Annotated in this window: 27 protein-coding genes; 24 read left to right on the top strand and 3 right to left on the bottom strand. The window is 50.7% G+C overall.

The window, feature by feature from the left end:
- The first annotated feature begins 21 nt into the window (after positions 1 to 21).
- The 24 genes from HWQ14_RS22825 to HWQ14_RS22710 all read left to right on the top strand — a co-directional run bounded on the left by HWQ14_RS22825 (position 22) and on the right by HWQ14_RS22710 (position 20,805).
- Positions 22 to 216, top strand: a complete 195-nt coding sequence (locus HWQ14_RS22825) for a hypothetical protein (RefSeq protein ID WP_044704353.1) — start codon at positions 22 to 24, stop codon at positions 214 to 216.
- 92 nt (positions 217 to 308) lie between these two features.
- Positions 309 to 1,697 (top strand): DUF2213 domain-containing protein, encoded by a 1,389-nt coding sequence (locus HWQ14_RS22820; protein WP_176611112.1) that lies wholly within the window; start codon positions 309 to 311, stop codon positions 1,695 to 1,697.
- Positions 1,698 to 1,700: 3 nt separating this feature from the next.
- Complete coding sequence (locus HWQ14_RS22815) at positions 1,701 to 2,132, top strand: hypothetical protein (RefSeq protein ID WP_176611111.1); 432 nt, start codon at positions 1,701 to 1,703, stop codon at positions 2,130 to 2,132.
- A gap of 11 nt (positions 2,133 to 2,143) precedes the next feature.
- On the top strand, positions 2,144 to 3,229 hold the full coding sequence (locus tag HWQ14_RS22810; RefSeq protein ID WP_063924255.1) for a major capsid protein: 1,086 nt from the start codon (positions 2,144 to 2,146) through the stop codon (positions 3,227 to 3,229).
- A gap of 11 nt (positions 3,230 to 3,240) precedes the next feature.
- Positions 3,241 to 3,606 (top strand): hypothetical protein, encoded by a 366-nt coding sequence (locus tag HWQ14_RS22805; RefSeq protein WP_176611110.1) that lies wholly within the window; start codon positions 3,241 to 3,243, stop codon positions 3,604 to 3,606.
- A gap of 2 nt (positions 3,607 to 3,608) precedes the next feature.
- Positions 3,609 to 3,989 (top strand): DUF7370 family protein, encoded by a 381-nt coding sequence (locus tag HWQ14_RS22800; RefSeq protein WP_032648628.1) that lies wholly within the window; start codon positions 3,609 to 3,611, stop codon positions 3,987 to 3,989.
- Positions 3,989 to 4,162 (top strand): 50S ribosomal protein L13, encoded by a 174-nt coding sequence (locus HWQ14_RS22795; protein WP_176611109.1) that lies wholly within the window; start codon positions 3,989 to 3,991, stop codon positions 4,160 to 4,162. The genes HWQ14_RS22800 and HWQ14_RS22795 overlap by 1 nt, the downstream gene beginning before the upstream one ends.
- Positions 4,162 to 4,512: a hypothetical protein gene (locus tag HWQ14_RS22790; RefSeq protein ID WP_176611108.1), complete on the top strand. Its 351-nt coding sequence runs from the start codon at positions 4,162 to 4,164 to the stop codon at positions 4,510 to 4,512. Before HWQ14_RS22795 ends, HWQ14_RS22790 begins: the two co-directional genes overlap by 1 nt.
- A gap of 427 nt (positions 4,513 to 4,939) precedes the next feature.
- A complete protein-coding gene (locus HWQ14_RS22785) occupies positions 4,940 to 5,308 on the top strand; it encodes an HK97 gp10 family phage protein (RefSeq protein WP_176611107.1) in 369 nt (122 codons plus the stop codon).
- On the top strand, positions 5,305 to 5,688 hold the full coding sequence (locus HWQ14_RS22780; protein WP_176611106.1) for a phage tail termination protein: 384 nt from the start codon (positions 5,305 to 5,307) through the stop codon (positions 5,686 to 5,688). The genes HWQ14_RS22785 and HWQ14_RS22780 overlap by 4 nt, the downstream gene beginning before the upstream one ends.
- A 58-nt stretch (positions 5,689 to 5,746) precedes the next feature.
- Positions 5,747 to 6,502 (top strand): Ig-like domain-containing protein, encoded by a 756-nt coding sequence (locus HWQ14_RS22775; RefSeq protein WP_047716501.1) that lies wholly within the window; start codon positions 5,747 to 5,749, stop codon positions 6,500 to 6,502.
- Between the two features lie 50 nt (positions 6,503 to 6,552).
- Entirely contained in the window at positions 6,553 to 7,296 is a 744-nt protein-coding gene (locus HWQ14_RS22770) for a DUF6246 family protein (protein ID WP_176611105.1), read from the top strand.
- 72 nt (positions 7,297 to 7,368) lie between these two features.
- The gene (locus HWQ14_RS22765; RefSeq protein ID WP_016245416.1) at positions 7,369 to 7,743 is read left to right on the top strand and encodes a membrane lipoprotein lipid attachment site-containing protein; all 375 of its coding nucleotides are present in this window, start codon (positions 7,369 to 7,371) and stop codon (positions 7,741 to 7,743) included.
- A 57-nt stretch (positions 7,744 to 7,800) separates the two neighbouring features.
- Positions 7,801 to 10,134, top strand: a complete 2,334-nt coding sequence (locus HWQ14_RS22760; RefSeq protein WP_176611104.1) for a tape measure protein — start codon at positions 7,801 to 7,803, stop codon at positions 10,132 to 10,134.
- 2 nt (positions 10,135 to 10,136) lie between these two features.
- Positions 10,137 to 10,631 carry a hypothetical protein gene (locus HWQ14_RS22755; RefSeq protein WP_176611103.1) on the top strand — a complete coding sequence of 165 codons (495 nt, stop codon included), beginning with the start codon at positions 10,137 to 10,139 and terminating at the stop codon, positions 10,629 to 10,631.
- Complete coding sequence (locus HWQ14_RS22750; protein ID WP_176611102.1) at positions 10,631 to 11,101, top strand: hypothetical protein; 471 nt, start codon at positions 10,631 to 10,633, stop codon at positions 11,099 to 11,101. Before HWQ14_RS22755 ends, HWQ14_RS22750 begins: the two co-directional genes overlap by 1 nt.
- On the top strand, positions 11,094 to 11,531 hold the full coding sequence (locus tag HWQ14_RS22745) for an NlpC/P60 family protein (RefSeq protein ID WP_176611101.1): 438 nt from the start codon (positions 11,094 to 11,096) through the stop codon (positions 11,529 to 11,531). The genes HWQ14_RS22750 and HWQ14_RS22745 overlap by 8 nt, the downstream gene beginning before the upstream one ends.
- Positions 11,473 to 13,974, top strand: coding sequence for a host specificity factor TipJ family phage tail protein (locus HWQ14_RS22740; RefSeq protein WP_176611100.1), 2,502 nt, complete (start codon positions 11,473 to 11,475; stop codon positions 13,972 to 13,974). Before HWQ14_RS22745 ends, HWQ14_RS22740 begins: the two co-directional genes overlap by 59 nt.
- Before the next feature lie 56 nt (positions 13,975 to 14,030).
- A complete protein-coding gene (locus tag HWQ14_RS22735; protein ID WP_176611099.1) occupies positions 14,031 to 15,956 on the top strand; it encodes a GDSL-type esterase/lipase family protein in 1,926 nt (641 codons plus the stop codon).
- A 456-nt stretch (positions 15,957 to 16,412) separates the two neighbouring features.
- Positions 16,413 to 16,718, top strand: coding sequence for a hypothetical protein (locus tag HWQ14_RS22730; protein ID WP_176611098.1), 306 nt, complete (start codon positions 16,413 to 16,415; stop codon positions 16,716 to 16,718).
- Complete coding sequence (locus tag HWQ14_RS22725; RefSeq protein ID WP_176611097.1) at positions 16,718 to 17,986, top strand: Y-family DNA polymerase; 1,269 nt, start codon at positions 16,718 to 16,720, stop codon at positions 17,984 to 17,986. The genes HWQ14_RS22730 and HWQ14_RS22725 overlap by 1 nt, the downstream gene beginning before the upstream one ends.
- A gap of 690 nt (positions 17,987 to 18,676) precedes the next feature.
- Positions 18,677 to 18,874 (top strand): hypothetical protein, encoded by a 198-nt coding sequence (locus HWQ14_RS23405; RefSeq protein ID WP_245166424.1) that lies wholly within the window; start codon positions 18,677 to 18,679, stop codon positions 18,872 to 18,874.
- A gap of 741 nt (positions 18,875 to 19,615) precedes the next feature.
- The gene (locus tag HWQ14_RS22715) at positions 19,616 to 20,131 is read left to right on the top strand and encodes a hypothetical protein (protein WP_176611096.1); all 516 of its coding nucleotides are present in this window, start codon (positions 19,616 to 19,618) and stop codon (positions 20,129 to 20,131) included.
- Between the two features lie 47 nt (positions 20,132 to 20,178).
- The gene (locus HWQ14_RS22710) at positions 20,179 to 20,805 is read left to right on the top strand and encodes an AbiV family abortive infection protein (RefSeq protein WP_176611095.1); all 627 of its coding nucleotides are present in this window, start codon (positions 20,179 to 20,181) and stop codon (positions 20,803 to 20,805) included.
- A gap of 145 nt (positions 20,806 to 20,950) precedes the next feature.
- Here the strand turns inward: HWQ14_RS22710 and HWQ14_RS22705 are convergent, their stop codons facing one another.
- The 3 genes from HWQ14_RS22705 to HWQ14_RS22695 all read right to left on the bottom strand — a co-directional run bounded on the left by HWQ14_RS22705 (position 20,951) and on the right by HWQ14_RS22695 (position 23,409).
- Positions 20,951 to 21,862 carry a DUF2971 domain-containing protein gene (locus tag HWQ14_RS22705; RefSeq protein ID WP_176611094.1) on the bottom strand — a complete coding sequence of 304 codons (912 nt, stop codon included), beginning with the start codon at positions 21,860 to 21,862 and terminating at the stop codon, positions 20,951 to 20,953.
- Positions 21,863 to 22,394: 532 nt separating this feature from the next.
- A complete protein-coding gene (locus HWQ14_RS22700; RefSeq protein ID WP_176611093.1) occupies positions 22,395 to 23,141 on the bottom strand; it encodes an SAM-dependent methyltransferase in 747 nt (248 codons plus the stop codon).
- 10 nt (positions 23,142 to 23,151) lie between these two features.
- Positions 23,152 to 23,409 carry a YjhX family toxin gene (locus tag HWQ14_RS22695; protein WP_176611092.1) on the bottom strand — a complete coding sequence of 86 codons (258 nt, stop codon included), beginning with the start codon at positions 23,407 to 23,409 and terminating at the stop codon, positions 23,152 to 23,154.
- Positions 23,410 to 23,675: the final 266 nt, after the last annotated feature.

The following is a 23,675-nucleotide window of genomic DNA, read 5'->3' as shown; positions in this document are numbered from 1 at the left end:
TTCAGAGCGATAGAGGTAGTCATGCTTAATAAATATTTTGTAGCTTATCAAATCTTGAAAAATGGACAGGTCTACCTTACAGGATCGACAGTTGTAGCCGATCCAGAAGGATTGGAGCCGGATGTTTTCTTTATGAATACAGCAAAAGAAATAGCCAAACAAAGAATGGTAATGCCTGACGCAGTAATCATTACCGCATTCAATCGGGTAAATTAACTACAAGTAAGTTTCAGAGCAACCTAAATCATTAGCGACCCAGCCATAGCGCTGGGTTTTTATTGCCTGAAATCCACCAACGAGGACCCAGCATGAAACGCAACCGCGTTAACGTGCTGACCGTCGTCAACTCCGCTTCAAACATCACCACTGAAACCATCGACGGCAAGCCACATATCGTGGTTCGCGGCATCACGCCTGTCGTGGACGATATTGTGATGAACCGGAAGTTGTACCCGGCAGCAGAAATCGAAAAGGCCTACAACACGCTCGAGCGTAACCCGATGCCGCTGGGCCATCCAAAAGTGGACGGCAAGCATGTGTCGGCGCGTGATGTCCGGGCGGTGAACGAGTACCACGTCGGTGCCTGGTTGCAGAACGTCAGCCACAAAGATGGGAAGGTGACGGGGGACATGTACGTCAACCGCCAGTACGCCGAGTCGAGCGACAAGGGAAAGCGCCTGATTAACCGCCTGGACGAGATGCTGGCCGGCATCAATTCTGAGCCGATCCACATATCCACCGGCCTGCTGTATTCCGGCATTGCCGCCAACGGCGAGTCGAAGGGCAAGAAGTACAACGAGATCGCCACCAACATGATGTTTGACCATGTGGCAGTGCTGCTTGATGAGCCCGGTGCTGGCACGCCGGAGGAGGGCGTGGGTATCTTCGTCAACTCAGAAGGTGATGAGCAGCAGATCGAGGTTGCCCGCCTGGCTGATGGTATCGACTGCACCCGCGACGGCCTGATCAACAAGACCAAATTCTTCTTCACCAATGCCTCTAACTTCTCATTCGACGACATCTCCCGCGCCATCAGCGACAAGCTGCGCGAGGGCGACACCGAAGATAAGTGGCTTTGGCCTGAAACTGTGTGGCCGGATAGCTTCATCTACCGCAATGACACCAAATACCTAAAGCAGAAGTACCTCATCGATGATGACGGCAAGGCCGTGTTCGTCGGCGAACCTGTAGAAGTCGTGCGCAAACCCACTGAGTACGAGATTAAAACCAACGGAGAGAACGATCCGATGAAAGAACTGATTATCAATGCGCTGCAAGCCGCTGGTAAGCCGACTGAAGGCAAGTCCGACGCCGAGCTGATGGACGCATACAACCAGATGAAGGCCGAAGAAGTCACCGCCAAGAAAAAAGGCGATGAAGAAATCGACCCTGAAACCGGCAAGCCCAAGAAAAAAGAGCAGGCCACAAATAACGAAGAGATGCCATCGTGGGCGAAAACACTCGCCGATCGCGTGGACGTCGTTTTCAACAGCCTGAACGCGAACGCCGACAAAGAGAAAGGCGAAAAGCGCGCGGCTGTGAAGCTGGCGATGAACATGAGCGATGAAGAAGTCGCAGATCTGGACGGCAAGGCGCTCGACGCTATGTACGCCAAGTGCCAGACCTCTTTCGGCCTGAACGGTGCATTCCGCAACCAGGCTACCAACACCCAATCAGTCAGCGAAATGCCGGAGTAAAAAATGGCTAAAGACGGAAAACACGTAATTCACGCCGGTGGCGTATTCCCTAATCCGCTGCTTAACCGTGAAGGTGCCGCGGCTGCCGCCACCAAGCCAGGTGCTGTTGGCTTCTTCTCCGCCGCCAAGTTCACGGCCTCGGTTGATGGCAACGAAGAGGCGATCCTCTATGTCGCTGACTTTGACTATCTTCGCTGCCAGAAGGTTGACGACTCAATCCCTGTGAATGAGTTGGTGGTTGGCATCCATCCGATGCCGGGCATGTTCCTTAACGTGCGAGCGGCGGCAGGCACCTACAAAAAAGGGCAGCCATTATCCATCGCAAACGGCCAGGTTAAAGCCCACGCCACAGGCGAGTCCATCCGCGCATATGTCGAAGAAGACACGGCGTACACCGTTGCTGCAGGCGATCTGCTGCGCGTCGTTATCAAGTAAGGAGCACCTGAATGCTTGTATTTTCTCGCTCTATCGGTGAACGCACCGGTAACCTCGAAGTCAACCAGGCACAGTTCCGCGAGCTGGAGATGGCGCGCAACATGAGTGCGCAGTCTGTCGCTGACTTCATTGCCCGTGCTCGCTTCGGTGAAAACGGACATCTGGACGCGGTGAACGCTGTCGACGATATCCGCCGCATGTACCGCGCGTACGACCAGACGGTACTGGCACAGTTCGAGCCGAACACCGAATTCACCCTGTTCAACGACCTGATGCCATTGTCACGCTCTGTCCGCCTGGAAGAGTCAGTGTATGAATATGCACGTACCGGCGGTCGCGGCTGGGCGCACACTTCCATGTCCGGCCAGATCGGTGCGGCGCTGGATGCTCGCGCGTACAGCTTTGACGGCACCATGGTTCCGGTGCACGACAGCGGCTTCAAGTTCCACTGGCGTGATCCAATCTTCAACAAAGGGTCAGCACTGGCATCACTTGCCGATGCGCAGCGCGGCTCTGTTGATGATGTGCGCCGTAAAATCGTGGACTACATGTTCAACGGTTTCCGCGACTCGGAAGGCAACTTTGTTACCTTCGATGGAAAAACGTGGAAAGGCCTGAAGAACGATGAGCGCGTCGGCCAGGTTGATTTGGGCGCATCTGGACTGAACATCGACTTCTCCAGCCGCACTACAACCGCAGAACAGAACCGAAACGGTGCGATCGCGCTGCGTGACACCATGAAGATCACCAATAACCAGTACGCGCCGCAGACCTGGTACGTATCTAGCGAGATCATGTCCAACTGGGAGCGCTATTTCAGCGACAATTACCAGTCCGGCACCATCCTGCAGGAAATCCTGAAGCTGTCCGGCATTGCCGCAGTGAAAGAAGACGCCGAACTCACAGGTAACCAGATTTTGGTGGTTCCCCTGACTGCCGGCGTTATCGCTCCGATCACTGGTCAGGCTGTGGGCACTGTTGCTGACCCTCGTCAGTTCTATAACAGCGACTACATCTGGCGCACCTGGGGCGCTATGGGCCTGATGGTCAAGCAGGATATCAACCTCAAACATGGCGTGCTCTTCGCGAGCAGCTAAGGAGAAATTGAATGGCACTGGTAGAAATCACAGCAGGTAACGTCTTCGCCGGTGCCAACCTCCGAAAACTGGAGGTTGGTGCGATCGTAGAAGTGGACGATGCAACATCAGCGCGCTGGAAAGCGTCTGGCAAAGCAAAGGACACTGACAAGAAGAAAGGCGAAAAGCTTTCCTTCGAAGTGGCTACAGCGTCCGCGCAGACGGCAGACCTGTCTGATCTACAAAAGCAACTCGCCGACGCGCTGGAGCATAACCAAAAGCTAATCGCCGATGGTGAAGCAAAAGACAAGGCTCATGCCGACGCGCTGGCAGCAGAAACCAAACGCGCGGACGAGGCCGAAGCAGCACTGGCGGAAGCAATCAAGAAGGCGAAATAACCATGGCTGACCCAATCACAGCGGCAGACGTGCAGGCGTTCCTCGGTGAATTGGGTTACTCCATTCCGGGTGCGCTGCTGGATCCGATTCTCTGCGTGGTGAACAAGATTATCCCGTGCCTTGATGGCGCTGGGTATGACGAGTGCACCGCTAAGCTGATCCTGATGTACGCCGCCGCGCTTATGGCTACGTCGTCCGGTGCGCGCCGCATCAAATCGCAGGGTGCGCCGTCCGGCGCCTCTCGCTCGTTTGAATATGGCGACGACAGCATTACCTGGTTGCGCGACTCGCTGGCCCGGCTTGATACCAGCGGTTGCACCGGTGAGTTGCCGATCAGCGCCGGTAACAGTGTCGGCCTGTTCATGGTGGTCGGGGGCTGCTGATGAAGTACAAATCAGTAACGGAAGGCAAGCCTAAGCCGCTCACCCGCGTATGGGTGATGACCGACACAGGGCGGGAGACTACCGGCTACGTAAAATCGGACGGCGAGTGGCATATCAACTGTGACCGCATCCGGGCGACTGGCGCGAAGGTGCTGCGCTGGAAGGAGGGTTGATGTCGGCAACAGCAAACTGGAGTTACACAGCCACGGCGACCATCTGGCGAAAGCTGGAAGGCAATGACGAATACGGCGATCCGCTGGGTTATGCCGAACCTGAGCAAATCCTCTGTGATTACGAAGGTGGGCTCAGCAAGAAGTTAGCCAGCCTGGGCGCTGAAATCGTCGTGAAGAACACCGTCTGGACAGAGTTCGCGCTGGCGTCCGCCGGTGATTACCTGCTGATTGGCGTGTCAGCCGAAGCTGACCCGGTTGTGGCTGGTGCCGACGAGGTGCGACAGGTTATCCGTTACGCTGACACATTCGAGCGTGTCGCGGATGATTATGCGATACTGACCGGCATCTAAACAGAGGTCTTCATGAGCATTTCTTTCTTTGTCTTTTATTTATGGTTGATGGCAATCTGTTTTCTTTGCTGCGCCAAAGAACTGATAACTAATCACCGCAAAATAGCGTGGCTTGCCGCTCCACTTGTATTTGCTGCGCAGGTGGTATCTGTATATGCAGTTTACAGATTCATCTGGTCTTAAATGGGGGTATTTATGGGGCTCGACCTGCTCACAATGTCTATCTCAGCTCTGGCGGTGGCTATTTCTGCTTACGCCGCCGTTCCGGTGCGCGAGAAGCAATTCACGCCGTCTAAGCATACACCTCGCGATCAACTTCCCCCCCGAAGTGCGAAAGCTCATTGAGAACGTTGATGAGCTTGAGCGGATAGCAAAAAGTCTCTGAACAGGTCGCTCCGGCGGCCTTTTTTATTGCCTGGAGAAAACCATGGGCATCAAAGTTCGCGGCGTTAAGCAGTCGAAAGCCGGGCTCAACCGCATCATTAACGACGTGAAAGGGCGAAAAGTTGTCAGGGCGTTACAGTCAGCAATGATAATCGGCAGCTCACAGGCCGCGCTTTATACGCCGATCGATACCTCTACGTTGTTGAATAGCCAGTATCGGGAGTTGATAAATAACGGCGTTCGACTGACCGGGAGAGTGGGTTACACGGCGAACTACGCTGTTTTCGTACACGATCCGAACGTGCCGCAAACCTTCCGCCGCGCCACAGCGCAGAAAGAGTTCCTCACTAAAGGCTTTGACGACACCCGCAGCCAGATTGATGCCGTAATGCGCAAGGAGCTTTCAGTATGACACCTGCTATGTATGAGCGCGTGCGTAACTACTTCGTTGATGCCGGGCTTACCAATGGCTTCATTGTTCAGTTGCTGGCTTGGGACGACACAACTAAGTTAACCGACGCATTCATCGTGTTCCGGCCTAACGGCGGAACCGACATCCGGAATGAACTCGGATCTGGCCACTACGTGCTGGTGGATGTCATTTCCGCCAAAGATAAGCGCCGCGCAGCCGCTGAGAAGGCTCAGGAAATCATCAATTATGTCGAACAGAACGACATTAACGACAAATGCCTTGGCCTTATTCAAAACCTCGGCAATATGCCTGCACCCATCCTGACCGAAGAGGGGCGCCTGGTCTTCAGACTCCAGTTCATGTGCGTTTACGGCGAATAACCCAATCACCAACCCATCAGGCTGCCATCCGGCGGCCTTTTTTATTTGAGAGGTACACATGCAAGGCTGTGCTAATGATTTTGGCAAGCTGATCGGGAAAGTAGCTGTGCTACGCATGGCCTTTGGCTGCCCCGACGCAGTGCCAGCGCTTTCCGAGTGGAAGCGTCTCGGCGCTATGACGACCAAGGGCATCGACTATTCGATGAACACCATCAACTCCGAGGCAGATGATGCTAAAGGGCTGGTGGAGAACCTGGTCAACAACATGGATCTAACGATCTCTGGCGAAGGTGAGTTTCGCAAGTCTGATAAAGATAACGAGATCGGCGCGTGGCGTCTGTCGAAGTACATCTTTGACGAAGTTCAGGCAGGCCGTCAGCCTAACCTGTGGGTGCGTTTCGACTTCGCTGGTGAGAACGCCGGTACTTACATCCAGGGTTACATGAACACCACGTCATGGTCTGGTGATTTCGGTACAAACGATATCTCCACCTTCTCCGGCGAGTGGAAGGTTTACGACGCTGATACTGTTGTGTTTGAAGTTGCTGACTCTATCGATGTTACTGGTGTTGAGGTTACCCCTGCAACTGCATCTCTGGTCGTTGGCGCAACCCAACAACTCAGCGGCGCGGTTCAACCAACCGATGCAACTAACAAAGCGATCACCTGGACGACTTCGGCGCCATCCATCGCCACTGTCAGTTCAACCGGCCTGGTGACAGCAGTTGCCGAGGGCACCGCGACTATTACGGCTACTACTGCTGACGGTGATTTCACCGACACCTGCGCCGTTACCGTTACTGCCGCACCGTAATCACTACAAAGGGCGGCGTGCTGCCCTTGATACTGGTTATGGAGAGCGATATGACCCCTTTGAAAGAAATTGGAGAGTGCCTGATTGGTGCTGGCGGCCGTGAATACTTCTTCCGGCCATCGTTCCGTAACATGACGCGGATCGGCGAGCCAGAGCATATCGTCCGCACCTTCTATGCGCTATTCAATGATGACGTAGCGAAGATGCTTGAGGCGGCGCGAAAAATTCACAGCGCCATACCGGAGCATCAGCGTAAATTTTACGCCTACTACTTCGGTGACATTTCCCTGCCGCGGTGGGCTCTGGATGCGGCAGGTTCTGCCGCGTTTGTGCGTGAGGCATTACTCTCGGCTATTAATGTCATTCAGTCATGCTGTGACGAGGACGTTTCAGAGCTGACAGGCTGGCATGAGCCATCACGCACTGGAAGGCGTACGTTTGTATGGCGCCGTGGCGCTCTCCCGCCTGAGAACCTTATTCTGATAGCTCAGTCGCTGATCATGCATGGTGTTATCGGCCGGGCGAAGGTTCGTAAGTTGCAGAAGCACGAAAGCAAGGAAACGACACCGGAGTTTCATGCGACTGAATACATCATGGCGGCACGAAACCATTTTGGGATCAGCAGGGAAGAGGCTGAAAACCTTACCATGACCGAGTTCGCCATGATGCTTAACGCCAAATACCCTGACCAGAAGGGCTTCACCAGGGAAGAGTATGACGCTGTTATGGACGATGACGATCGCCGTTGGCAGGAAATGATTGAGCGCGAAAAATCAGCAAAGAAAGCGGCCTGAGTTAATAATGGATGTACCGTAATCGCCTGGCCGGGCGTAATATGGCTCGACAATAAAACTCAGGGGATAAGAGTGAAAAAAATACTGTTGGCTTTGGTGATTCCACTGGTTCTGGCTGGCTGCAAGCCGGGAGAGGAAAAGGCAATTTCGCTGGCACAATCTGAAGTTTCCGCCAATCTACTGGATCCTGGCAGCGCTCAGTTCCGTAACGTGAAAGTCGTGAAGATGACAGATGCCGATGACGGCCGTGTTAATGCTGTTGTTTGCGGGGAGATTAACGGAAAGAACGGTTTCGGTGCCTATGCAGGGTTCCATCCATTCTTTGTTGAGCTGAAAATGAAATCGAAGGGGATGTTCTCAAAAGGCGTCGACTACACCCTTGGTGATCACTTCCTCAGTTCGAAAGATACGCCTCCACCACCGGCCTACACAGAACGATGCCAATAAACGACACGAATAACTAACCCACCACTCGGTGGGTTTTTTTATGCCCGGAGAAAACTGATGTCTGAGAAAGCAGGCGAGATTTATTACGACATCGAGGCCGATGTATCTGGCTTGCTCAAGGCGCAGGGAAAGGCCAATAAGTCGCTCGACTCCATCGGCAACTCGGCGACCAATGCAGCCAAAAAGATGGATGAGTTGCAGACGAATATCAACCGCGTCGCCGGGGCAATTGCCGCCTCACTCGTTGTTGACTGGGGAAAGGCTTTCCTCGTTGCTGCTGACAATATGAGTCAGCTCAACGCGCGTATAGAGAGGCTCACTGGCAGCGCAGCTACAGCATCTCAGACTATGCAGAGTCTGATGCGCATCAGTTCGGCAACGGGTGGTTCGCTACAGGATACAGCGAAGCTGTGGGAGACTCTCAGCACGGCGTTGCGCGATACCGGAGCGACGAACGGTCAGATTATTCAGCTCACCGAGACACTTCAGAAAATAGGTCGCATTGGCGGATCCTCGACAGAAGAAATGGCGAATGCTCTTCGTCAGTTCGGCCAGTCGATTTCATCCGGTACGGTTCGAGCGGAGGAGTTCAACTCCATCCTTGAGCAAATGCCGGAACTGGCGCGCCAGATTGCCGCTGGGATGGGTGTAAGCATCGGAGAGCTTCGTCAGCTGATGCTGGACGGGAAACTGACGGCAGAAGATGCGCTTAATGCCATCCAGAAACAAACTGGCTCAGTAAATGCAGAGTTCGAAAAACTTCCTCGTACTCTGGCTCAAGCCAATACCGCGCTGACAAACTCATTCCTGTCAATGATCGACTCTGTTAACCAGGCTACTGGTGCAAGTTCTGGCATGGTCGCCGTGATTGACTCATTGACGGCTGCTCTCGACAGGCTGGCCGGGAAGGCAATATCTGCCGATGCGCAGATTTCTGATCTGAACAGCACAGCAGAAATGTTTACGCGCCGGGCCCGCACCTGGTCATGGCTTGGTCTCGACGGTTGGGAGGCACAAAACAAAGCACTGGCCGGGCTGAGCAATAAAGCCGCCATGCTGGTTGGCGACCTGGCCGCTGTTTCCAAAGCATCACAGACCGCCGCCAACACCAAGCCGATCGAGATAAAGGCCACTGCAACGACCACTGGTAGCAAGTCGAAAGGCGGGGCGTCGGCAGCCCAGAAAGAGGCGGAGCAGTACGCTAAAGCGCAGGAAAATGTTAACCAAAAACTGGATGAGTTGCGGCAGAAGGCCGAGCTGTCAGCCGGTAGTGTTGGCGAGTTATCGAGAGCGCAGGCCGTGCTTAATGCACAGCAGTCTCTCGGTAATACAGCCACGCAGGAGCAACTCATGCTTGCCGGGCAACTTGCCGGGAAAGCCTGGGACAATGCTAATGCACTGCGTGAGCAGGCAAAGGCTGAGAAAGAGCGTACTGACGCGGCTAATAAATTCAGCACCATCCAGGGCAAAACCAGCAAAACAGCCGGCCTGGATAGCCAGTACCAGAAAGACATCGCTGATATCCAACAATACGCCCAACTCTATCCGCAGAAGATCGGAGAGGCCGAGGCCGCGCGTGCGGCTATCGAGCAGCAGTATCGTGATCAGCGCAATGCGGCAATGTGGGAAGAATGGGCGCAGCAGAACGCGGCCACTCAGGCAGCAGCGGCGGCTTTCGACTCCCTTGGTTCTGTGGCCAGTAATGCGCTGACCGGCATTGTCACAGGCAGCATGTCTGCAAGCGACGCGATGCGCAGCATTGGAATGACGGTGCTTAACAGTGTGGTTAACTCATTCGTCCAGATGGGTATGGAGTGGGTAAAGGCAGCAGTCACAGGCAGTACAGCTCAGATTGCAGCAACGGCGGCCACAACCTCGGCAGCGGTCGCCGGTACAGCGACGACTACCGCGGCAAGCGTTTCCTCTGCGGCGGCCACAACCGCAGCTTGGACACCCGCTGCAATCGTCGCCTCCATCGGCTCGTTTGGTGGCGCTGCGGCGATCGGCATCGGTGCAGTAATTGCCGCCATGGCTATGTCCAGTTCACTGGCGGGTAAGCGCAAGAACGGAGGCCCGGTCTCAGCCGGTTCTATGTACCAGGTAGGCGAGGGCGGTATGCCCGAAATCTACCGCGCCAGTAATGGCAGCCAGTACATGATCCCAGGTGACAATGGAAAGGTGATCAGCAATAAGGAGCTGAACAGCGGTACCGGAGCAGTTCCCATTTACCTAAACATCCAGAACTACACTGGTGCGACTGTTGATGCCCAGGCCACCCAGGACGGTAATGGAGTGACCATCGATATGATTGTTGCAGACATCAATAACGGCGGTCGTGTTAGCCAGGCCATCCAGATTAATCACCAGGCGCCACGCAAAGCAAGGGGCTAAATATGCCAATTCCTTACCCTGACTGGCTGCCGCTGGCGCAGAAGGGGAAAACACCAACTACCGATACCGGATTTCGCGTCGACCAGCCGACGGTCGGCGCGCCGGTATTTCAGAAGTTAACCGACGACCTGAAGACGTCATTCTCTTTGACATGGATCTTCACTCGCGACCAGCACCGCGCATTTATGCAGTGGTTACGAAGCCCGAACTATCTCGATAACTGCAATCAGTGGTTCACGATGCCGCTAGGCACCGGGACAGGAGATACCGGCGTCGAGGTGCAGGAATTACACTTTCTCTCCTGGCCATCGTGGTCACAGTCCGGGTCAATTTTCACATGGAGCGGTGATGTTGTTGCGCGCGAGCTGGTTAACTCAGATGACGAGTTTGACGACATTATCGTTGAGTTGCCTCCGCCGTGGGGATCATGGCTGGACATCATTGTCACGGGCTATCCTGACGGGAGAGACCCGGAGAGTTTACCGAAGGTGCCATAATGCCGACGCTCAGAGAATTTCAGAGCCGAAGGCCTAACCGTATCCTGTACGAAACGATCACGTTCTACAGCCCGGTCTTTGGCTATATCAGGCTCGTTAACAACCAGATTTTCCCCAAAACGCTCGGCGGCCAGGTCTACGCACCATGCCGCATGGAGTTAACCGAAAGTCAGCAGAGCAACACGCCGATCCTCGACAGCACCGTCAAATTTGGGCGGCTGGCGCAGGACTTCAAGCAGCAACTCAAACAGTGGAAAGCCTACTCACGCATCACGCCTATCTCGGCGACTTACCAGCAATTTGACGCAGCCGATATGACCACGGCCATCAAGTCGTGGACGCTCTACGTCAGTGACTGCTCGATGGACGACAAGGACGTGACGTGCAGCCTGACGCGCGTAAACCCGCTCAATCGCAACGTCGGGCGGCTGTACACCGTCGAAGAATATCCGGGGCTTCAGAATGCTTAAAGACGAGTTCATATCGCGTGTTGAGGGTATCCCATGGAGTAACCGCGCCTGCAGTTTTGACGCGGCTGACTGCTGGGGCCTGGTGGTGCTCTATTACCGCCACGTTCTGGGGATCGAGATTCATCAGTCACCAGATTACGAATCCGGGCGCGACTTCATGACTTGCTATGACGCTGATGTCGTTTTCTGGCAGCCGGGCGGCACGTTCATTGAGAGCGGGATCTTCGTCGCCTGGGTTGGCAGCCAGCCTGTGCATGTCGGCCTGATTGTAGACGGTCGCGCGCTGCACAGCCGCGGGGAAAATGGACACGTCCGGTTCGACGCGATCAGGACCATTCAGAAGCTATTCACCAGAGTGGAGTTTTACACCTATGCCGGTAATCGAGATTCAGCGCGTTCCGGGGATGCCGAAGGACCGGGCGGTAGTTAAAGCCGGCACGGTATTTTCGGAATGGCTTGGACAGGAAAGTTTTCACCGCGATATCCGAATCAACCGTAACGGCAAAGAGTTGCAGCCAGACGATGAGCTTGCTTTCCAGCTTCAGGACAATGACCGGGTAATCATTTTCGACCAACCAAAAAGTGGCGGCCTGGTTGGGACTCTGCTTAACCCACTGGAGCACCTGAACCCGATCAAGTTCACCCAAAAAGTGCTGTCGTCTTTTATGCCGAAACCAAACGCCAGCGCGGCGTCTGGTAACAGCAAAACATCACCCAACAACAGCCTGAAAGGGCAGACCAACATCGCGCGAAATGGCGAAGCGAAGCCGGATAACTTCGGGCAAGTCAGATCGTTTCCGGACCTAACCCAGGAATCAGTATTCGAATACGTTCCCGGCGGATCGGATAACACCTGGCTTAAGTACGTAACGGAGATTATGTGCTTTGGGCTTGGGAAATATGACATATCGTCAGTTCGATTCTCCGAAACCAATCTCGGCTCCATGGCGGGGGCGAGCTACACCATCTATCAACCAGGTGAAGTGATCCCTCAGGTCATTGAGGGGTATCAGTTTGATGACGTCGACGGTCAGGAGTTGCTGGGGCCGAACGAAAAAGAAGGGACGCCGATTGAAAGCGCGACGGCCAATAATGTTGTTAGCGGCGTTTACGCTGGCGGCGAGATTGCGATTAAAATCGTGCAGCAGGCAGATTTCGACTATTTCCTTGGGTTAATTCTGCCGCACCCGGTGACGTTCACGATTAACGTTACCAGACCTGTACCGGGCGGTTCTGTCACAGAAGACGTCCAGCTTTCCGGGTCGATGATAAGTATTGTTGAAAGCGACGACGGAAGCGTCGTTGACCCGGTTGAGTATTACACCTTCACGTTCAATAAAATATCAGCACCAGGCTTTGATTTATCTGGTGTCACCATCAACACAACAAAATTCATCCTGGCCGATAACGGCACGCTTGTGGTTGGTCCGTTTATTTCGCCAGTTCAGTCAACTCAACTATGGATCCACGTGATTGCCGGTTATGCCGGACAGCACAACGACTCTTTCAAAATTAAATGGTGGAAGGTCGATGATGACAACAATCAGATCCCCGGCACAGAGGAGACGGTGACTTATGCGATTGTGGAAGGGATTAAGGGCGTTTCAAAGACCTACTACCGGACGTATAAGCAGACGCCTGCAGCCGGTTATGGCCGCTATGCCGTCTCGCTTGAGCGCATAACAAACAGTGCCAGTGACAGCAAAATACAGCTTGAAGAAATCCATGCTATCAACGTCAGGACCAATGTTGTCCATCCTGATGACACGCTGGTGAAAATAGTTGTCAGGGCAACGGAGAACGCCACCGGCAGCCGCGACAGGAAATACAACGCGCTGATCACCAGGCACGTCATCAGCTACAACATGGCGACGCAACAGGTCGATTACTCGCTGAGGCCATCACGTAAATTCGCTGATATCGCGCTGTTTAACTGGCTTGTCGTTGGTCAGCAGCCGGAGTCGAGCATTGATATTTACGGCCTGTACCAGATACAGGCGGAAATCGACGCAATCGACCCGCGCCTGGGGTATTTCGATTACACCTTTGACGATGAGGATGTATCGCTTGGGTCGCGCATGGAAAGCATCTGTGATGCCGCCAGCGTGCTGGTCTATGACGATAACGGCGTGCTGTCTTTCACCCGGGACAGCAAGAAAACGTCAGCGGCCACAATTTTCAACCGGTCGAATACAAAGCCTGATGGTTACTCGCTTTCGTACGATATGACGCTTCCAGGCGGCTATGACGGCGTCGAGGTTCAGTTCCGCAACCCGGACACCAATAAGCAGGACTTTATCAGGTATCGGATAACCGGAAGCGCTATCGTTGAAGGTGCACCGACAAAACCGAAGAAGTTCGAAATGCTATACATCAGGAACAGATTCCAGGCTGACGAGCGTGCGCTGCGCGAGTGTAAGCGTCTTATCTATTCCCGAATGACCATGTCTGTAACTGCAATGGCAGATGGTGAATGGGTGAACATCGGTGACATGGTTCAGGTTCCTGATACCTACGACACCAACCAGCAGGCTGGCTATATCGTTTCTCGCGTGGGTAATGACTTCGAAACCAGTGAGCGTATCAACTTCTCAGGAACGATGTATGTTCAGGTTACGGATTCGTCAGGTGCAACCACGGCGCGCTACCTGGCCACACCAAGGACAGATACTGCCTTCGGTTTTACAGCTGCTATTCCTGACATCAAGCTTAATCTGTTTGATGGGGTAGACGTCCAGTCACCGTCCCGGTACGCCATCGCGACATCAGAAGAACTCGATGCAGGCAGATGGACGATTACTGCAAAACAGCCAGATGGAAAGGGCAATACAGCTTTAACACTCGCTGAATATAGCGATCTGATTTACCAATAAGACCCATACCTATCACCACAACCCGGCCACCGCGCCGGGTTTTTTATGGAATCAATATGGCTACGCAACCTGCTAATTTACCTGTGCCAAGCGAATCGCCGCGTGATCTGAAATTTAACGCGGGGAAAATTGATGAGTTTGTGACATCAGATAATCATGAATATATTGACCGGTTTGGTGATAAACATCGTACAATTGCTGGAATAAATTACGATGCAAATCAGGCAATGCTGCAATATGGCTACATCACGAAGAAATCTTTTGAAATTGGCGCTGCCCTCGACACTCCTAACACTGTTCTTCAGTGGGAAAGCAACGGGGAGTTCTACCGCTGGGATGGGGACTGGTCACAACCCAAAGAAGTATCCGCCGGCTCTACCCCTGATAGCACTGGCGGCATTGGTGAAGGTAAATGGGTAGGGGTTGGCGATGCCTCGCTTCGCACAGAACTTGCTGAGGTAGGTAGTGACACACTTATTTCCGGTAAGCCGGCTGGCGAGCTGGTTAATGATGCTGAATCAGCACTGACACTCGCCCAGCTCAGTGACGTAGTAGACATTGGAACCCAGCAAATCCCTGGCAAGCAGTTGCATGCACTTCAGCGCCTGAATATGTCACGTTACGCAGAAAAGGTCGCTCGTGATTCAGCAGCAATTACTATTGTATGCCGTGGTGACTCACTGACGTATGGTGAAGATACCACTGTAGCACCAACGCCAGCAGATCCAAACCCAACCCCGGCAGGGCGGGTGCATACCAAAACCCGCGCTGCCACTCCTTACCCTCAGGCCTTGCAAGGGTATCTCCAGCAAGCTTTTTCATCCACGGTCACGGTGATTAACCAGGGTTACTCCGGAGACAATACTAAGCTAGGGTGGGGTGACTGGAGCACAAATGTAAATAGTGATTTAACAATCATTATGTATGGCACCAATGATGCAGCTGAAGGATTTACGCCGTATCAGTCAATTTCTGACTATGTGCTTTATTACAAGAAAATTATTGCCAGAGAGCTTGTCAAGGGCACGCCGGTAGTAATGATTACGCCACCACCTCAGAAACAGTATGGCGGCAACGTGCGGCTTTTAGACGCTTACAGGCAGGCAGCTTTCAATATAGCTGAGGAGTATGGAATTCCTGTTCTTGATGGGGTGGAGGTATTCTATGGGGTGGATTCTACAAGGTTCAGCGATAATGTGCATTTCAGAGAAGAGGGCTACAAATATCTTGCGGCAAGGGTATTCGCTTTCATTCTCTCAAAATTTAATAACCCAACAAAAGTTAAGGCTGGATCTAACGTCAACGTAAGGACTTTCGAAGCTTCGATGAAGCTAAAAGAGTCCACGTGGGGAACGCAACTAAACAAGGCTGGAATGTTTAGCCCCCCGCTAGCAAGCTTTACCGGTGGGTATGTCATTGAGACATCGCAGTTAGGTAATAAAGTGTTTGTCTGTTTCTATGCTGAGCATGATGACATTGTAATAACTCCAAGTGTTTCATTTAGCAATGCCACACTCAGCGTAGAACTAGATTTCGGCCTTCCCCAGTCGCAATATTCACTGGATGATAGGGTATGGGATGCAATTGGCTCTGATATCACTGCAAAGCCTGCCAGTTCCTTTAATTTGAGCGCCTTGAACACTACGATATCACTCAACAGGGAAACGGGTTACGACACTCAAAAAACTGGTCGTCTGCATATCGCATCTCGTGGCTGGCATGTAATAGCCTTCAATTTAATCAGTAATAGTTCATCTTCATCGCCACTGCTAACTATCGCAGGCATGAGCTTCCTTAGCTACGAGTCTCAGATTTTATGGGATGTTAATAAGTTTGTAAGGAAGCTTTCACAAAATCCTGTAAATAACGTTGTGCCGAGGTTCGTAGGTGAAGAATATCTCGACACTACGGCCGGGCAGTTTGAGTGGTATAAAGCAACTGGCACTACAGCTGCATCATGGAAGAAAATTACAAATACCTAATCAGCAATGCGCCTGCTTAGCAGGCGTATATGCAACACTCAGGCAGGTATTTGGTAAAAGTGTATCCATGAGAGCATTATCAGCCCACCAGTAACATTTTCATTACTGACTGATCTTTGTGCACATCCTGGGGCTTTAATCGCGCCAGTTGGTGCTCTTTAACATTTAGGCGATTATTTCACCTCTCATCGTCCAAATAATCCATGCGAAGACCAAGGATTTCAGCAGGCATCCTCGCGTGCTCCTGTCCAAACCCCGCGTGGCATGGCTAGCAGTGTAAGATGTAGATCTTCGGAATCTCTTCTCGTAACAGTCAAATATAAACCCGCTTAGGCGGGTTTTTCACAACTAAATTTCCCGCGCTTACCGCCACTTATAAATCAGCTCACTCGCTTCGCTTGATCTCACTCCTTCATTGATAATACTGTATACAAATACAGTAATTGTGGAGGGGGCATGGAGGCAAAAGCTCAGCGATACAGAATTGAACAGTTATGTGGCGTTAACCGCTACTCATGCCTGGTTGAAACGTCAAGTGGTTACGCGCTTTTTCAGCCTGATCTTGTGCCCGCCAACGGAACGCGCGTGCTGGTGCGTGCTTTCGGCCAACTACAGTTCGCGGTCGTTATGGGAGGAGTGCTCATCACTGAAGATGGTGAAAGCATAGAAGGTGATGCGCTAGATGAAGTTAATGTCATGGGAGTTGTAACCTTTTTTATCAATGGCGCTGCGGCGTTCACAGACGACAATCCGGTGATGTGATGTTTGCCCTGGTTGATGTGAACTCTTTTTATGCCAGCTGTGAAACAGTATTCAGGCCCGACCTGCGCGGGCGGCCGGTTGTCGTTCTGTCGAATAATGACGGCTGCGTAATCGCACGTAGCGCCGAAGCAAAGGCTGCCGGGATAGCGATGGGTGAGCCGTTCTTCAAACAGAAAGAGTTGTTCCGGCGCGCTGGTGTTGTTTGCTTCAGCAGCAACTACGAGCTCTATGCAGACATGTCCAGCCGGGTAATGACCACGCTGGAAGAAATGAGTCCTCGCGTGGAAATTTACAGCATAGATGAGGCATTCTGCGATCTGACTGGCGTAAGGAACTGCCGGGACCTGACTGAATTTGGGAAAGAGATCCGCGCGACTATTTTACAGCGGACGCATCTTACAGTTGGCGTCGGCATAGCGCAGACCAAGACGCTGGCTAAGCTGGCTAACCATGCTGCGAAAAAATGGCAGCGGCAGACCGGCGGGGTGGTTGACCTCTCAAACGTCGACCGGCAGAGGAGGCTACTGGCGCTTGTTCCTGTGGAGGATGTCTGGGGCGTTGGTCGTCGCATCAGCAAAAAGCTGAACGCCATGGGCATCAAAACAGCGCTGGAACTCTCAGAGCAGAGTACATGGATCATTCGCAAACACTTCAATGTTGTGCTGGAGCGTACCGTCCGGGAACTGCGTGGGGATCCTTGCCTCGATCTGGAGGAGTTCGCGCCGGTGAAGCAGGAAATCGTATGCAGCCGATCTTTTGGCGAACGCATTACTGACTATGAGCAAATGCGGCAGGCTATTTGCAGCTACGCGGCCCGTGGTGCTGAGAAGCTTCGCGGCGAGCACCAGTATTGCCGTTTTATCTCAGCTTTCGTTAAGACCTCTCCGTTTGCGCTCAATGAGCCGTATTACGGAAACAGCGCATCGGTAAGGCTGCTCACGCCAACGCAGGACAGCAGAGACATCATCAACGCCGCGGTAAAGTGTCTGGACAAAATCTGGAAGGATGGTCACCGGTACCAGAAAGCGGGAGTCATGCTGGGCGACTTCTTCAGCCAGGGCGTGGCCCAGCTAAACCTTTTCGACGACAGCGCTCCGCGTGCCGGAAGTGAAAAGCTGATGGAAGTGCTAGATCGACTGAATGCAAAGGACGGAAAGGGCACTCTCTATTTTGCCGGGCAGGGTATACAGCAGCAATGGCAGATGAAGCGTGAAATGCTTTCGCCTCGATACACTACGAGATTTTCAGATTTGCTTATTGTTCGATAAAAGAGGTACGCACCTGATAAGTCTTACAATCGGATCGGTGGTGATTATGGCGGGGAGGGCATAGCCAGTAAACAGGCTGATGAGGATTCTGGAATTGGCTGCGCAAAATTCTGCGTTTCTGGTGATTTGAGGGCGTGACATGTTTGTGCCATGGGTGTGACATATACCCATCGTTAAGTTACTGCATCTTTCAGTTTGTGCCATCAGCATTGTATGTGTGAATGCGGCCAATGCTAGTTAAAACAGTATGTTAAATGTAGTGCTTCTGATTCGTAATGCGAAGGTCGTAGGTTCGACTCCTATTATCGGCACCATTCATATCGAGTAGTTACGCATTATTTGTACCATCCTTATTTTCATCGTTAGACAGAACATATTAAAAATTAAGTCTGTTTATCTCGCCTTCTCCCGAATCGTATCAGAGAACGGGCAGGTAATTAGCGCGGTTGCCGATCTGGTCGGCGCGGTGAGGAAGGACGTCGCACAAATTACAGCTGTCCGAACCTGGTATAACAATCTCGTTTACGGGAAGAATGACGATCCGTCAGACGTACAGCCACGCATAACCGGTCTTGATCAGTTCAGCGAACATGTCAGCGCGATGCTCAAAGGCAGTCAGCGGCAGACACATTCAGAAGAGAAGCAGGCCGCCTGAGGGCGGCTTTTTTCTGCCTGGAGGGAAATACCAGGATGCTGTTAAGTAAATCAGCCTACGCCAGGCATATGGACGTCAGCCGGCAAACTGTTTACGGCTGGATAGCCCGCGGTGAAATTGTTATTTCAGGCGATAAAGTGGATGTTGACGCATCGCAGGCTAAACAAAATTCTGCTGGTGCTGGCGAACACCTGACTGAAATGACGTGGGCGCAGGCCGCCGCATGGGTATGAAAGCATGACGGCGGGAAAGAGCTGTCGGCTGATATTGATGCTGGCCAGCGGATAGAGGCAGCCGCCGCTGAGCTGGGTTTTGATGTTCAGCACGAGCCCGCAGAACAACTACTGATTCTCTTCCGGCCGGATGAAGAAACCCACAGCTTCTATGGCAAAGACCGTGCAGCAGGCGCTTTACGGTTTCTTCGTTCTGAGCTGGCTTACGTTGCCACAATGCACCCCGATACGCTGGATGACTGGAACAAAACTGCTTTAATGTCACTCTGCCTGCTGGACGGCGAAAAACTGTAAACCCCCCAGCCCCTCAAACTTGACACTTTTTCGCGAGATATTGGGAAAAGTGTCAACCCAACCTAACGGATCCTGACGCCTACGAACAGCAGCTACAGCAGAAGTGTAAAGGGCTGGCGTTGAGATTTGTTGAGCCTTAGCTGTTAGCTTTTGTTAATCCTGATGCGAAGCAGGGCAGGTGTCAGCCTGTTATGGTTTGTTATGCCTTACTAGGGAAAACTAGGGGGAAAGTGTCAACTGCTACCGCTTCAGAAAACTTCAGGTTCAGCTCGTTGGATGCATCTGCAAAACTTGTCACTCACCGGCACCGCCAGCGGGGATTTTTGGCTGTAGACGCTCTAAGTTACAGTTGCTTCCATCAGTATGATAGGATCATACTTCAAGCTTGTTTTAAAAGATGTTCTAAGATTATCTCCATAACAATGTTTTAACGAGAACGGATTAATTATGGATTGGAAAGATTTAGCACATACAGCCATCTACACTGGGGCCGAAAATTCAGAAGGTAGTATATGGAATCGGGTGGAAGGAGTGGATGTAGAATTCATCGGAGGATTTCTTACTGCCCATCTTAGTGTTGAAAAATATATTAGTGACTATCTTTCTTTAAAGTACCCTTCACTTTCTTGGAACGAAGCCAAGTTAACTTTCTCACAAAAAATTGCTTTATTGCAAAAAGAAAAAGCAGATCCTCCTTATAATGAGATTTACACAAGGTTGAAAGATTTTAATAGTATAAGGAATAAATTAAGCCACAATTTAAACTACAAGTTAACTGAAGCGGATAAAAGTAAGTTTATTGATTTTTTTAAGAAGGTATCAAAGGGGCATGAATATGCCTCATCTATTGATATAGATGATCCGGCGTATTTAATAAGTTTTTTTGTGAAAATATCCGAAGCCTACTTCGCCAGTGCGATAGCTTTTTATCATTCTAAAAACCAAGTTCTTTCAAAAAGATAGTGATTGATTATTTATGGTTTTTACTTCTTTAGATATAAGGTAGTTTCATGAGTAAAGAATCGATGTTGGCAGGATGGGAATTGATTTTTCAGGCAGCAGACGCAGGAGCAGTGCTATTTAGTCATGATAAGTTTACACAAGATTTTGATAAGGCTTGTGGTCATATCATGGTACTTATTGAAGATGCCTTTATGTGTTATGAGCGCCGGTCATTTGGAACCTCGGTATTTCTAAGCGTAACAGCAATAGAAGAGACTGCGAAAGCTGAGATTGGTATTTATCGTAGGGATAATAAAAACGAAAAACAAAATAGGAAGAAAGATCCACTTTATAATCATTTATCTAAACATAAAATGGCAGTTCTTCCAACGGTATTTATGGGTAAAAGATTGCTGGAGGCTTTAGGTGAAAAAAGATGTAAGGAGTTATACTCCGAAGTTATAAATGGTTCTTTGAGAACTTTGAGGGAGGGAGCACTTTATTTCTCTAACAAGGACGGCTCACTTATTACACCTAATGAACTGATTGACAGGGAGAAGTCTAAAGAAATGTTGCTCTTAGCTATTGAAACTATAGACGATAGATTAATTGGTTATAGCGATAAAACTTATGACATTGAAAAAAGATTATCTCAGTTATTCAAACATGTTTTAAAACAATCTTTAGATGATTAAAATTATAACTCTAAATATTGTTATGGCTTTGACTTTTCATGAGGATGTGAAGAGGTTTTATTAATGAATATTTAAATCAGATAGATATGATATTCATTAACTTTATTTTATACCCCCTTCACATCCTCTAGCAGTGTATAAATTTTCAATTTGCACTTAAGGGAATTATTTCAATCAATCCAGAGCGCGTAATTGTTGCACTTGAAACACTGACTAAAGGATATTTCTCTGATAGCTCATTTATAGCAGGTAATTTATCCATATCAAACATGGGGCCGAGTATGATTGTTTTAAGTTCGTGTATATTGAAGGTTAGGTCACTATAAAGACCTTCCTGAAGAGGTCTTTGGTGCGTTGATACTCTCCATTCTTTTTCATATTGCCAATCTAGGGTTTTGATGTAAGTTATATCTTCGTTTATATAGTTTTTAACGATTTCTTCATCCATGAAAAATAATTCAGCCATTCCTTCAGCAGTATAAGTTAAGGGTTTTTTATCTGTGTACTTCACAGGTTTAGCTAAAAGCCAAGCGCTATCAAATTCATCTAAGCAACTAAATTCTAAAACTATACCTTTATAGCTGTCAGCATAATGATTCCACATTGAGGTTATTACCGGACTTTCACTAAGACATAATAACCGTCTATCTCGTAGTGTATTATCCCAATAATTTCTAAACCCTGTTAAAGCATCCTTTGCTCCTTCTCCTACGGGAGGGTTTAAAATCAGCTCGGTTTGTTTTTTTATTAACTCTTCTGGAAGTCCAAATGGAAAGTAATTTTTATAGAATTCAAGAAGGTACCTTATGCCAGAGTTCAGTTGGGATGTGTCAGGTCGTGGGTTTTTTAATTCTAACAAAATTTTCTGGGCTAATGCTCTGCTAATATCGTGTTCATTCACATCTGGGATAACTTCTCGCGGAACATCAAAAGGGTCATTGAATATTAATGGTGAACTCCATCGCAATGACGCGTTTTGCAGGACAATTTCAGCTGTGGAAAGAGGCATGTATTTAAAAAAGGAGCTACGTTCATGTAAACGATACGGTGAGCGCATGTACAATCCTTAAGAGAATGAGTGCTATTACTTCTTACAATACTATTTATTAAAAAGATAGAGCAAGAAAATACGGATCTATTATTTACAAATTTTATGAAGATCTCATTTTAAACACATGTTTCATGTTCGTATGGATGACTAGTAGAGTAAGACATGAATGATAAATACTTACCTGAGGGAGGGTTCTGAGGCACTTGCCATATGGTTGTATGTTTATTGAGCAAAGAAAAACGCTGGGGGTACTTCTGGGGGTGTTTTTGTATCGCCATATAAAATAACCATTGAATTTCAATGGGTTGGATGTCTTGTGCTGTTCCTGTTATCGCATCATCTCCTGATTTTCTCTTTTCTACTCAACTCTATAAAACCATTAAAATATCATAAATCATCTGGTTAAGGTTTGATCATACGAATTGAAATCTGATATGCGGTTTTATGGATGGGTAAACCGTTTTCATAAAATGCTTTGTTTTCGCTAAAAACCATAGAAATGGCGGCATACCCCTAAGACTATACCGCCAGCTCCACATTATCGTGCCATTAACGCAAACACGCCCCAGCCAATGTATTCCCGCGTATAGGTCACATGGCGTTCAGGCGCTATTGCCAGCTCCGCCCGAATCTCCTCGGCAAAACCATCGTCGGGGTTTTCCTCCAGCCAGCGACGCATGGTCATCCATTTCGCGGCTTCGTATCTGTCCCAGCCTTCCTGATCTGCCAGCACCATTTCCACCAGGTCATAGCCCTGCTGAGCGAAAAATGCGACAAGGCCGGGCAGGGTGAGAAACTCTGCGACAGACGTGACGCCGCAGGCTTGAGCTATCTCTTCCGTCGCGGGAACCTGACGCCAGTACGGTTCGCCGATGAGAATCAGCCCGCCGGACTTAAGGCTCTTAGCCAGGAGATCCATCGTCCCGGCGACGCCGCCTGCAATCCATGTGGCCCCAACGCAGGCCGCCACGTCGCATTTTTCATCCGCCACGTAACCTGCCGCGTCGTTATGAATAAACTGGACGCGTTCGCTGACGCCGAGCTCTTCCGCGCGGCGCTTTGCCTGCGCGGTAAAGAGCGGGCTCATGTCGATGCCGGTGCCGGTCACGCCGTAGTCACGTGCCCAGGTACACAGCATCTCTCCCGAGCCGCTGCCGAGGTCAAGAACGTGCGTGCCCGGCTTCATGCGTAGCACGCGGCCCAGCGTGGCATATTTTTCTGGCGTGAAGGGGTTATGAATGCGGTGTTCACTTTCGCTGATAGTAAAAATACGTGGGATATCCATAAGCCTTTCCTTATCGATTATCAGGCTGGGCGCGAACGTTGTTCAGCCCGGTGGTATTAATGCGGTAGGGCTTACCGTTAACGGATTTGATCAGCTTTTTGGTTTTGAGCTTTTTGAAAACGGCGAGCGTGCAGTCGGCCAGCAATAGCCCTTCGCGGCTGTAGCATTCAACGGCGGTAACGCGGCCGGACGTATCGCGAATGTGCACGATACGGCCACCTTTGGCGAGAACGTGTAAGGTACGCTGTTCCTGACGGGATAAATTCATACTGGAAAACCTGTTTAATCATCATGTGCAAACGTGCAAACACACGGTGGTGTCCGCATACGATTTCAGCGCATTGATAATCAGTCCGGCCTGAAGGGGCAGGGAGCTGACTATCGGATGATTACATTCTCCAGCATCAAAGCCTCGGGGTGAGTTGAGAGGTATTTACGGCGTGAATAATAACACCTGGTTTTTGTAAGTGAATAACCGGAGCTGAAAAGTGTGATCCCGGTTGGCGCCTGTGGGCGATGCGTTATGCTTAGCCG

The sequence above is a fragment of the Enterobacter cloacae genome (assembly GCF_013375935.1).
Classification (GTDB): domain Bacteria; phylum Pseudomonadota; class Gammaproteobacteria; order Enterobacterales; family Enterobacteriaceae; genus Enterobacter; species Enterobacter pasteurii.
Note: the sequence above shows the minus strand (reverse complement) of the source record. Positions and strands in the feature narration are given on the sequence as shown.